General features: G+C 72.5%; 9 protein-coding genes. 7 read left to right on the top strand and 2 right to left on the bottom strand.

The annotated features are described in order from the left end of the window. Window positions 1-38 precede the first annotated feature (38 nt). Both FR742_RS01200 and FR742_RS01195 read left to right on the top strand, forming a co-directional pair. Window positions 39-947 (top strand): DMT family transporter, encoded by a 909-nt coding sequence (locus tag FR742_RS01200; RefSeq protein ID WP_148029186.1) that lies wholly within the window; start codon window positions 39-41, stop codon window positions 945-947. An 18-nt stretch (window positions 948-965) separates the two neighbouring features. Then, window positions 966-2621: a fumarate hydratase gene (locus FR742_RS01195; protein WP_148029185.1), complete on the top strand. Its 1656-nt coding sequence runs from the start codon at window positions 966-968 to the stop codon at window positions 2619-2621. 38 nt (window positions 2622-2659) lie between these two features. Here the strand turns inward: FR742_RS01195 and FR742_RS01190 are convergent, their stop codons facing one another. Then, window positions 2660-2848: a DUF5999 family protein gene (locus tag FR742_RS01190; RefSeq protein ID WP_148029184.1), complete on the bottom strand. Its 189-nt coding sequence runs from the start codon at window positions 2846-2848 to the stop codon at window positions 2660-2662. A gap of 448 nt (window positions 2849-3296) precedes the next feature. Between FR742_RS01190 and FR742_RS01185 the strand changes: the two genes are divergently transcribed. From FR742_RS01185 to FR742_RS01175, 3 genes are read left to right on the top strand one after another with little or no spacing between them, the layout of a single operon-like run. Further along, window positions 3297-4406 carry a serine/threonine-protein kinase gene (locus FR742_RS01185; RefSeq protein WP_148029183.1) on the top strand — a complete coding sequence of 370 codons (1110 nt, stop codon included), beginning with the start codon at window positions 3297-3299 and terminating at the stop codon, window positions 4404-4406. Window positions 4407-4441: 35 nt separating this feature from the next. After that, complete coding sequence (locus FR742_RS01180; RefSeq protein ID WP_148029182.1) at window positions 4442-6205, top strand: serine/threonine-protein kinase; 1764 nt, start codon at window positions 4442-4444, stop codon at window positions 6203-6205. Between the two features lie 29 nt (window positions 6206-6234). Next, the gene (locus tag FR742_RS01175; protein WP_148029181.1) at window positions 6235-7623 is read left to right on the top strand and encodes an aspartate ammonia-lyase; all 1389 of its coding nucleotides are present in this window, start codon (window positions 6235-6237) and stop codon (window positions 7621-7623) included. Here FR742_RS01175 and trpD read toward each other — a convergent pair. After that, window positions 7620-8672: an anthranilate phosphoribosyltransferase gene (trpD, locus tag FR742_RS01170; RefSeq protein ID WP_148029180.1), complete on the bottom strand. Its 1053-nt coding sequence runs from the start codon at window positions 8670-8672 to the stop codon at window positions 7620-7622. The genes FR742_RS01175 and trpD overlap by 4 nt on opposite strands. Window positions 8673-8916: 244 nt before the next feature. Here trpD and FR742_RS01165 point away from each other — a divergent pair, with 244 nt between their 5' ends. Next, complete coding sequence (locus FR742_RS01165; RefSeq protein ID WP_148029179.1) at window positions 8917-9669, top strand: SDR family NAD(P)-dependent oxidoreductase; 753 nt, start codon at window positions 8917-8919, stop codon at window positions 9667-9669. A gap of 28 nt (window positions 9670-9697) precedes the next feature. Next, the gene (locus FR742_RS01160; protein ID WP_148029178.1) at window positions 9698-11557 is read left to right on the top strand and encodes a helix-turn-helix domain-containing protein; all 1860 of its coding nucleotides are present in this window, start codon (window positions 9698-9700) and stop codon (window positions 11555-11557) included. Window positions 11558-11567 lie beyond the last annotated feature (10 nt).

The raw sequence follows: 11567 nt of genomic DNA, 5'->3' as shown, positions 1-11567 counted from the left end.
CTGTTTACGCGGACCATTGTGTCCCTAGCCTGGCAGCCATGAGAAGCGGAGTCGCCGGGGCCACCGCGGCCATGTTCTGTGTGGGCACCCTGGCCGGAGTGTCCGACCTGGTCGGGGACTATCCCGTGTACGGCGGGCAGGCCGTGCGCTACCTGGTCGCGGCCGTCATCCTGGTGGCGATCACCCGGGTGATGGGGCTGCGGTTCATCCGCCTGACGCCCCGGGAGTGGCTGCTGCTCGGCGCGCTGGCCCTGACCGGGCTCGCGCTGTTCAACGTGTTCGTGGTCGAGTCCGCCCGCGCCGCCGGGCCCGCGCTCGTCGGCACCGTCCTCGGCACCGTGCCGCTCTGGCTGGCGTTCGCCGGCGGCCGACCGGCGCCGCGCCTGCTCGCCGGGGCCACCGTGGTCGTGGCGGGCGCGACGCTCGCCACCGGGCTCGGCAGCGGCAACCTGCCCGGCCTGCTGTGGGCGCTGGGCGCGCTGGCGGGCGAGGTCTGCTTCTCCGTGCTGGCGCTGCCGCTGCTGCCGAAGCTCGGCGCGATCCGGGTGTCGACGTACTCCACGGTGCTGGCCGTGCCGATGCTGGCGGCGATCGGGGTGGTGCGCGAGGGGCCGGGCATGCTCCGGGTGCCGACCACGGCCGAGGCGCTGGGCTTCGGCTATCTGGCCGTGGTGGTGACCGTGGTGGCGTTCCTGCTCTGGTACAGCTCGCTGCCCAGGCTGGGGCCGGGCAGGGCGGGGCTGTTCGCCGGGCTCATCCCGGTCGGCGCGATCGTCACCGGGCTGGTGCTCGGCGTCGCCACGCCGTCCGCCTACGACCTGGCCGGGGCGGGGCTGGTGATCGCGGGCATCCTGGTCGGGCTGAGCGGGGCGCGCTCCCGTACCTCCGAGGCGACCCCCGCGCCACCCAAGGGACGGACGGTGACCGGCAAAGGCGTACCCTTCTAGCGGATCGAAAGGATGGACATGGCCGACTTCGACTACACCGACCTTCTCCCGCTGGGTGCCGACGACACCGAATACCGGCTGATCACATCGGAAGGGGTGCGGACGGTCGAGGCGGCGGGGCGCACGTTCCTCGAAGTGGACCCCGAGGCGCTGCGGCAGCTCACCGAGGCCGCCATCCACGACATCTCCCACTTCCTGCGCCCGTCCCACCTGGCCCAGCTCCGCAAGATCGTCGATGACCCCGAGTCCAGCGGCAACGACCGGTTCGTGGCGCTCGACCTGCTGAAGAACGCCTCCATCTCGGCCGGCGGCGTGCTCCCCATGTGCCAGGACACCGGCACCGCGATCGTCATGGGCAAGCGCGGCCGCCACGTCCTCACCGACGGCCGCGACGCCGAGGCCATCTCCCGCGGCGTGTACGACGCGTACACCAAGCTCAACCTGCGCTACTCCCAGATGACCCCGCTGACCATGTGGGACGAGAAGAACACCGGCAGCAACCTGCCCGCCCAGATCGAGCTCTACGCCGAGGACCCGCACGGCCACCCCGACGAGTACAAACTGCTGTTCATGGCCAAGGGCGGCGGATCGGCCAACAAGTCGTTCCTCTACCAGGAGACCAAGGCCGTGCTCAACGAGAAGCGGATGATGGCCTTCCTGGAGGAGAAGATCCGCTCCCTCGGCACCGCCGCCTGCCCGCCCTACCACCTGGCCGTGGTGGTGGGCGGCACGTCCGCCGAGTACGCGCTCAAGACCGCCAAGTACGCCAGCGCCCGCTACCTCGACTCGATCCCCACCGAGGGCTCCGAGTCCGGCCACGGCTTCCGCGACCTGGAGATGGAGGCCAAGGTCTTCGAGCTGACGCAGAAGCTCGGCATCGGCGCGCAGTTCGGCGGCAAGTACTTCTGCCACGACGTGCGGGTGATCCGGCTGCCGCGCCACGGCGCCTCCTGCCCGGTGGCCATCGCCGTCTCCTGCTCGGCCGACCGGCAGGCGCTCGCCAAGATCACTCCCGAGGGCGTGTTCCTGGAGCGGCTGGAGACGGACCCGGCGCGGTTCCTGCCCGACACCACCGACGAGCACCTGTCCGGCGACGTCGTCTCGATCGACCTCAACCGGCCGATGCCGGAGATCCTGGCCGAGCTGTCGAAGTATCCGGTCAAGACCCGGCTGTCGCTCACCGGGCCGCTCGTCGTGGCCCGCGACATCGCGCACGCCAAGATCGCGGAACTGCTCGACGGGGGCGGCGAGATGCCGCAGTACCTGAAGGACCACGCGGTCTACTACGCGGGCCCGGCCAAGACCCCGGAAGGGTACGCGTCCGGCTCGTTCGGGCCGACCACCGCGGGCCGGATGGACTCGTACGTGGAGCGCTTCCAGGCCGCCGGCGGCTCGATGGTGATGCTGGCCAAGGGCAACAGGTCACGGCAGGTGACCGAGGCCTGCGGGCAGTACGGCGGCTTCTACCTGGGCTCCATCGGCGGCCCGGCCGCCCGGCTGGCGCAGGACTGCATCAAGAAGGTCGAGGTGCTGGAGTATCCGGAGCTGGGGATGGAGGCGATCTGGAAGATCGAGGTCGTCGACTTCCCGGCCTTCGTCGTGGTCGACGACAAGGGCAACGACTTCTTCACCGACACCACCGGGCCGGTGCTGTCGATCGGCCGGCGGCGCTGACCCGTGGCCGGTGCCGGGTGACGCCCGGCACCGGCCGCTCAGGCGGCGAGCAGCGTGCGGTGGGGGGCGACGACCGAGCCGTCGGGGAGCAGCAGGCCGGTGTCCTCGAACAGCACCACACCGTTGCAGAGCAGGCTCCAGCCCTGGTCGGGGTGGGCCTTGAGCACGTGAGCGGCCTCACGGTTCAATGAGCCGGCGCTGGGACATTCGGGGAAGTGACTGCACATCTCGCACCTCTCAGGTGGCGCTCCTGGTTGTCCTGGTCTCAGTAGGGCAGCTTGCGCCCCGACGGCGTGCGAAGGTCCAGCGAGGTCGCGCTCGGCCTGCGGGGCCGGCGCCGAACCCGGATCTGGCGCATCTTCCTCACGTCCTCTGGTCTTCGTCGGTCGACCTTCGGGCGGATGCCTTCATTCTGACGACCGGCACCGACAGTTTCCGGCCTCCTCTGAGGATCCCTGCCCGTTGCGCCCACGATGCCCCCGCGCCCTTACCACAGCCTTACAACCTGCTGACGGTGTCGTGTGCGCGCCTTTCAGAAGGGCTGCGGACCACTCGCGGGGAAAGCGCCATGACATGTCACTGACCCGACCAGTCAGGCGAGTTGACTTGGATTCGCAACAAATAATCGGCCCGGCCTCTACTGGTCGGTTTACACGAATAGGTAAGCTGCCAGGCATGCGTGCGCCCTCCGGTTACCTCCTCGCCGCGCGCTACCGGCTCGTGGAGCCGGTCGGACGCGGCGGCATGGGCACCGTGTGGCGGGCACATGACGAGCTGCTCAATCGTGAAGTGGCGGTCAAGGAGGTCCGCCTGCCCAAAGTCCTCGACGAGGAGTTGCGTGCCGAGTTGTGCGCGCGCACCGAGCGCGAGGGCCGGGCGACCGCTATGGTGGCGCACCCGTCCGTGATCACGGTCTTCGACGTGGTCACCGAGGACGACCGGCCGTGGATCGTCATGGAGCTGCTCCGCGCCAGGTCCCTTGAGCAGCTCATCCAGGAGCGGGGGCCGCTGGAGCCGCGCAGGGTGGCCGAGATCGGCCGCCAGATCCTCGGCGCGCTCCGCGCCGTCCACGCCAAGGGCATCCTCCACCGCGACGTGAAGCCCAGCAACGTGCTGGTGACCGAGGACCGCGCGGTGCTCACCGACTTCGGCCTGGCCGCGCTCGAAGGCGACGTCTCCATCACCCAGGCGGGCATCGTCCTCGGCTCGGCCGGCTACATCGCGCCGGAGCGCGTGCTCGGCTCCAAGGCCAGCCCCGCCGCCGACCTGTGGTCGCTCGGCGCGACCCTCTACACCGCCGTCGAGGGCCGCGGCCTCCACGGACGGCGTACGGCGGCCGCCGCGCTCGCGGCGCTGACCAGTGGCGAGCCGATCCCGATGAGCAAGGCGGGGCCGCTCGCGCCGGTCCTGGACGCGCTGCTCCGCATCGACCCCCACACCCGCCTCGACTCCGTGCGCGCCTCGCTGATGCTGACCCGCGTCGCGGGGGGCGGCTCGGCCGAGGAGCCGCTGACCCCGCGCAGGCTCCCGCGTCCCGCGATGGTGCCGAGCGCGCCCGCTTTCGCACGCCGGCCCACCCACCGCGGCCTCCACCGGGCCGACGTCACCACACCCCCGTTGAGTGTTCCCCCCCAGCGTCAGGAACGCCGGCCGGGTGAGGGTGTCCACCGCAGGCGGGTCGAATCCCGTCCAATGCCATCCACTTATGCCCGTTTCATGGCTACGGTGATAAAGTTGCTCCTTCCTCGGCGGTTCTGGCCTAGAGAACTTCGCAAGCGAGGGTAAAGCACTTCCCAAGCGAGAATCGATATCTTCTTCTCATGCCGGAACAGCAGACGCACCTGCTCGCGGAGCGCTACGAGCTCCTCGCGCCGCTCGGCCGCGGCACCATGGGCACCGTGTGGCGGGCCCGTGACCGCGCGCTCGGCCGCGAGGTCGCGGTCAAGGAGATCCGCCAGGACTCGGGGCTGACCGAGGAGCAGCGCGCCGAGCTGCGCGAACGCATGGTCCGCGAAGGGCGCCTCGCCGCCCGCATCAGCCATCCGGCGGTCGCGGCCATCCACGACGTCATCGTGCACGCCAACCGGCCGTGGATCATCATGGAGCTCGTCGAGGGCCGCTCCATGGAACAGGTGATCGACGAGGAGGGGCCGCTGCCGCCCCGGCTGGTGGCGGAGATCGGCGTCGACCTGCTGGGCGCGCTGCGCGCCGCGCACGCCCAGGGCATCACCCACCGCGACGTCAAGCCCGGCAACGTGCTGATCACCGAGACCGGGCGCGTGGTGCTCACCGACTTCGGCATCGCCAAGGCCGAGGGCGACTCCAAGCTGACCAGGACCGGCATGGTCATCGGCTCGCCCGGCTACACCGCGCCGGAACGTGCCAGAGGCGACTACACCGGCCCCGAGTCCGACCTCTGGTCGCTCGGGGCGACGCTCTACTTCGCCGTCGAGGGCCGTCCCGCGTACGAGCGGGCGACGATCGCCGAGACGCTGGCGGCGCTGCTCAGTGAGAGCGCCGACCCGCCCACCCAGGCGGGCCCGCTGCGGCCCGTGCTCGACGGTCTGCTCAACAAGGACCACCAGCGCCGGCTGAACGCCGCCCAGGCGGAGACCATGCTGCGGATGGTCGCAGACACGCCGACCAGCGAGATGCCGGTGATCACGGCCGAGTCACTCGCCGACCAGGAGCCCTCCTTGCCCCAAGCCCCCCGTCCCGGCGCCTCGCCGCAGGTCGGCCCGGTCCCTACGGGCGCCGGCCCCGTTCCCGCCGGTTTCCCCGGCTCGTCGGGCGGGCCCAGTCACTTCGGCCCCGGTCCCGCTCCTGGCGACCGCCCGTACCCGCAGGCCCCGGCCGCGCAGACGCCCCCCTCCCCCGGTGCGGGCGCCCCCCGCCCCGCCGGAGCCAACCCCTACGCCGGCACCGACCCGCACGGCCGCCCAGGACCGAGCAGGTCCGACCCCCACAGCACAGGACCGAGCGGTTCCGACCCGTACGGCACGGGACCGAGCGGTTCCGACCCGTACGGCACGGGACCGAGCGGTTCCGACCCGTACGGCGCGGGACCGGGTGGGGGGAACCCGTACGGCGCCGGACGTGACGCGTTCAGCCGCCCGCCCGCGCAGGAGCGTCCGCAGGACTCGGAGCGCACCGTCAGCATGATGCGCCCGAAGACCCCGCTCCCCCAGACGCCGAGCCCGCAGGGCCCGCCCCCGCAGCGCGGGCCGCACTCCGACGAGGGCGCCTTCACCACGACCCGTCTCCCCCGCCCCCAGCCGAACTCCCCGGGCCTCCAGGTCTACCCGCCCGCCCCGCCGCAGCAGCAGCCCGGCCAGGGCCCGCAGCAGATGCCGCACCCGTCGGGCCCTCAGCAGATGCCGCCGCGTCGGCAGCAGCAGCAGCAGTTCCCGCCGGCCCTGCCGCCGGAGCCGGACGACGCGCCCGGTCTCGGCACCGACCTGTTCTCGATCGTCGGCCCCGAGCAACGCCCCAGCAACCGCACCGGCATGCTGGTGCTCATGGGGGTGGCCGCCGCGGCCGCCGTGGTGATCGCCATCCTCGTCGTGGCACTGCTGACGAACTGATCCGCCCGCTGTGGGTAAGACTGGGAGGCATGACCGAGTATCGCGTTGAACACGACTCGATGGGCGAGGTGCACGTCCCCGTCAGCGCCAAGTGGCGCGCGCAGACCCAGCGGGCGGTGGAGAACTTCCCCGTTTCCGGTCGTGCCCTGGAGCCGTCCCACATCGCCGCCCTCGGCCTGATCAAGGCGGTGGCCGCCGAGGTCAACGGCGAGCTCGGGGTGATCGACAAGGACCTGGCCGAGGCGATCGCCCAGGCGGCCGCCGACGTGGCGGAGAACGAGCATGACGCCCACTTCCCCGTCGACGTCTTCCAGACCGGCTCCGGCACCTCCTCCAACATGAACGTCAACGAGGTCGTCGCGACGCTGGCCGAGGAGCGGCTGGGCCGTCCGGTCCACCCGAACGACCACGTCAACGCCTCGCAGTCGTCCAACGACGTGTTCCCGACGTCGATCCACGTGGCGGCGGCGACGGAGGTCTCGTTCCACCTGCTGCCCTCGCTGGAGCATCTGGCGGTCGCGCTGCGGACCAAGGAGCTGCAGTTCGGCGACGTGGTGAAGGCCGGGCGGACCCACCTGATGGACGCCACGCCGGTGACGCTGGGCCAGGAGTTCGGCGGCTACGCCACCCAGATCGAGCACGGCGTGGTCCGGGTGCGGCGGGCTCTCGGCCACGTGCTGGAGCTGCCGCTGGGCGGCACCGCGGTCGGCACCGGCATCAACACCCCGCCGGGCTTCGCCGAGAAGGCGATCGCCAAGCTCCGCGAGGCCACGGGCATCGACTTCCGCGAGGCGGCCGACCGCTTCGAGGCCCAGAGCACGCAGGACTCCATCGTGGAGCTGTCGGGCCAGCTCAAGGTCGTCGCCGTCTCGCTCAACAAGATCGCCAACGACCTGCGGTGGATGGGCTCCGGCCCCCGCGCGGGCCTCGGCGAGATCAACCTGCCCGACCTGCAGCCGGGCTCGTCCATCATGCCGGGCAAGGTCAACCCCGTCATCCCCGAGGCCACGGCCATGGTCGCCGCCCAGGTCATCGGCAACGACGCCGCCATCACCTTCGCGGGCGCCTCCGGCTCCTTCGAGCTGAACGTCCAGCTCCCGGTCATCGCCCGCAACATCCTGGAGTCCGTGCGCCTACTGGCCGGCATCTCCCGCCTGCTGGCCGACCGCTGCGTGGCCGGCATCACGGCCAACGTCGACCGCATGCGCGAGTACGCCGAGTCCTCCCCGTCGATCGTCACCCCGCTCAACCGGTACGTCGGTTACGAGGAAGCCGCCAAGATCGCCAAGCAGGCCCTCGCGGAGCGCAGGACGATCCGCGAGGTGGTCATCGAGCGCGGTCACGTCGCTGACGGCACCCTGACGGAAGCCCAGCTGGACGCCGCACTCGACGTGCTGTCGATGACCCGCCCGTCCTAACGGGCGGTCTGCCGCTGGGTGGCGGCGGCCCACCGTTCGAGGAGGTCGGTGGCGGCTCCGCTGTCGACCGCCGTCCTGGCTCGCTCGTACGCCTTCTCCAGCGCGGGCGTGAGGTCGTCGGCCCCCGGCGCGCCCTCGGCGGCGACCAGGGCGGCGGCGGCGTTCAGCAGCACGATGTCGCGGACGGGCCCGCGCACGCCCGACAGCGTGTCGCGGGCCACCTCGGCGTTGCGGGCCGGCGGGCCGCCACGCAGGTCGCCGGGATCGCAGCGCGGGATGCCGAGGTCGGCGGGGTCGAAGCGGGTGCGGCTGACGGTGCCCTTGCGTACCACGTAGATGGTGGACGGGCCTGACGTGGTGAGCTCGTCCAGGCCGTCGTCGCCGCGGAAGACCAGGCTGGAGGCGCCGCGCTCGGCCAGCACCCCGGCGATGGTCTCGGCCATCGTCGGGTGGTAGACGCCGATGGCGGAGGCGGTGGGCAGGGCCGGGTTGGTGAGCGGGGCGAGGAAGTTGAAGACCGTGGGGACCCCCAGCTCGCGGCGCGGGCGTGAGGCGTGCTTGAGCGCGGGGTGGAAGACGGGGGCGAAGCAGAACGTGATGCCCACCTCCTCGGCCACCTCCACGACGGCGGCAGGCGGCAGGTCGACGACGACGCCCAGCTCCTCCAGGACGTCGGCGGCGCCGGTGCTGGAGGAGGCGGCCCGGCCGCCGTGCTTGACCACCTTGGCCCCCGCGGCGGCGGCGACGACGGCGGCCATGGTGGAGACGTTGACCGTGTCGGCCCGGTCGCCGCCCGTGCCGACCAGGTCGACGGTCTCACCGGGGATCCTGATCGCGGACGTCCCGGCGAGCAGGCCGTCGGCCAGGCCGGAGAGCTCCGCGACGGTCTCGCCCTTGGCGCGCAGGGCGACGGCGAAGGCGGCGATCTGGGCGTCCGTGGCCCCGCCCGACATGATCTCCGACATGGCCCAGGAGGTCTGGGCCGAGCTGAGCGGCTCACCGTCGAGGAGCGTGGTGAGCAGTGCGGGCCAGGTGGTGGTGCCGGTCATGGATGACGCCCTTTCTCGTCTCGAATGCTCGACGGGGGGCGCCCCTTGCCGGGTGGCCGCCTCGTCGAGGCGGCCGGGGTGCGTACGCGCGCTGCAGGACCGCCTAGAAGGCGGGCCACCACAGCATCGGGTACGCGGTCATGAGCGCAAGAGTATCAGGAGAGCGCCCACACATAGGGCTGCACCGATCTATGTCGTGAGCACCCATGCCGTGGCCCGAGGGGCGACGCTTAGGGTCGGACCCATGGCGAAGGAGCTGACTGGGCGGACTGCGCTGGTGACGGGAGCCGGGAGCGGGATCGGCGCGGCGTGCGCCAGGCGGCTGGCCATCGACGGGGCGCGGGTGCTGGTCGTGGACCGGCTGGCCGAGCCGGCCGCCGAGGTCGCCGCGGAGGTCGGCGGCGTGGCGGTGGTGGCCGACCTGACGGACCCCGGGTTCGTCGGCGCGCTGCCGGACGAGCCGGTCGACATCGTGGTGAACAACGCCGGGTTCCAGCACGTGGCCGCGATCGAGGAGTTCCCGCCCGAGGTGTTCTCGGCGATACTCAAGGTGATGGTCGAGGCGCCGTTCCTGATCGCGCGCCGGGTGCTGCCGGGCATGTACGAGAGAGGGTGGGGACGTTTCGTCAACATCTCCTCGGTGCACGGACTGCGCGCTTCACCGTACAAGTCGGCTTACACGACGGCGAAGCACGCGCTGGAGGGGTTCTCCAAGACGCTGGCCCTCGAAGGGGCGCCGCACGGCGTGACCTCCACCTGCGTCTGCCCCGCGTACGTGCGCACCCCGCTGGTCGAGGGCCAGATCGCCGGCCAGGCCAGGGTCCACGGCGTCGGCCCGGACCAGGTGGTGGAGGAGATCATGCTGCGGCCGGCCGCGATCAAGCGGCTGATCGAGCCCGAGGAGGTGGCCGAGCTGGCCGCCTACCTGTGCGGGCCGGCCGGTTCGTTCATCACCGGCGTGTCCCTGCCGGTCGACGGCGGCTGGACGGCGCGGTAGTGCCCTCACGACGGCCGGGGCGGCGGCGATGACCAAACGTTTCCTGGAGCTCCTGGCCAGGGAGGCCTCGGCGGTCGAGTTCGAAGGGCCGGTGATCGAGGCCAGGGCCGCCGGCGCCGATCCGGCCGCCGTCGAGGAGCTGGAGCGGGCCAAGGTCGAGGCGCTCAAGGTGCGGGCGCTGCTGCGGCGCAGGGCCAGGCGCGAGGCCGAGCTGTCGGCGCTGTACGACACGGCGGGCGACCTGTCGGCGCTGCGCGACCTGGACGCGGTGCTGGAGGCGATCGTGCACCGCGCCAGGCAGCTCCTGGCGACCGACACCGCCTACCTGACGCTGCACGACCCGGCCCGCGGCGACACTTACATGCGGGTCACCGACGGCTCGATCTCGGCCAAGTTCCGATCGCTGCGGCTGGCCATGGGGTCGGGGCTGGGCGGGCTGGTGGCGCAGACCGCGGTCCCGTACGCGACCGCAGACTACTTCGCCGACGCCCGATTCCGCCACAAGCACGACATCGACGAGGCCGTCACCGAGGAGGGCCTGGTCGCGATCCTGGGGGTGCCGCTGCGGCTGGGCCAGCGGGTGATCGGCGTGCTGTTCGCGGCCAACCGCAGCGCCCGGCCGTTCCACCAGGAGGAGGTCTCGCTGCTGGGCAGCCTCGCGGCGCACGCCGCGGTGGCGATCGACAACGCCCGGCTGCTGCAGGAGACCAGGAACGCGCTGGAGGAGCTGTCGCAGGCGCACCGCGTCGCCAGGGAGCACGCCGAGGCGGTGGAGCGGGCGGCGACGGCGCACGACCGGATGACCTCGCTGGTGCTGCGCGGCGGCGGCATCGAGGACGTGGCCGCCGTGGTGACGGACGTGCTCGGCGGCGAGCTGGCCGTCCTGAACGACCTGGGCAGGCCGCTCGCGGGCGACGCGGCCGGGCTCGACGCCGGCGTGTTCGAGGCGGCCCAGGCCTCGCGCGCGCTCGGCCGTACCGTGCGCAGGGGCGACCTGCGCATCGCGTCGGTGGACGTCGGCGGCGCGCCGCTCTGCACGCTGGTGCTGCGCAGCGACGACGCCGACGAGCGCATCCTGGAGCGGGCCGCGCTGGTGTGCGCGCTGCTGCTGCTGTTCCGCAGGAGCGTGGCGGAGGCCGAGGGACGCGTACGGGGCGAGCTGCTGGACGACCTGATCTCCCGGCCCGGCTCGCCCGGCCTGCGCGACCGCGCCCTGCGGCTGGGCGTCGACCTGTCGGCGCCGCACGTCGTGGTCGTGGCCCGGCACGACGGGCAGCGTGAGCGGGCCGCGTTCTGGGCGTCGGCGGAGGCGGCGCTCCGGCACGGCCTGGCCGCGGGGCGCGGCGACGAGGTGGTGCTGCTGCTGCCCGGCACGGACGCGGGCCCGCTCGCCCGGCGCGTGGCCGCGGAGCTGAGCGTCTCGCTGCACGCCCCCGCGACGGCCGGCGCCGCCCGGGCCGGAGACGTCGCGGGCGCCTACCGCGAGGCGCGGCGCTGCGCGGACGCGCTGGTCGCGCTCGGCCGGGCGGGCGACGGCGCGAGCACCGCCGAGCTGGGGTTCGTCGGGCTGCTCATCGGCGAAGGCCGCGACGTGCCCGGCTTCGTCATGTCCGCGCTCGGCCCGGTGATCGAGTACGACACGCGCCGCGGCACCGCGCTGGCCGCCACGCTCGCGGCATACTTCGCCGCCGGAGGCTCCCCCTCGCGCACGGCCGAGACCATGCACATCCACGTGAACACCGTCACCCAGCGGCTGGACCGCATCGGCAAGCTGCTCGGCGACGGCTGGCAGGAGCCGGACCGGGCGCTGGAGATCCAGCTCGCCCTCCGCCTGCACCGGCTCGGCCACACAGGCACCGGCGACAGTGTGGGTTCTCAGCCCATATGAGTGACGCCGG

The organism is Nonomuraea sp. C10 (genome assembly GCF_008017515.1).
In the GTDB taxonomy this organism is placed as follows: Bacteria; Actinomycetota; Actinomycetes; order Streptosporangiales; family Streptosporangiaceae; genus Nonomuraea; species Nonomuraea ferruginea.
This window is presented reverse-complemented; position numbering and strand designations above follow the sequence as displayed.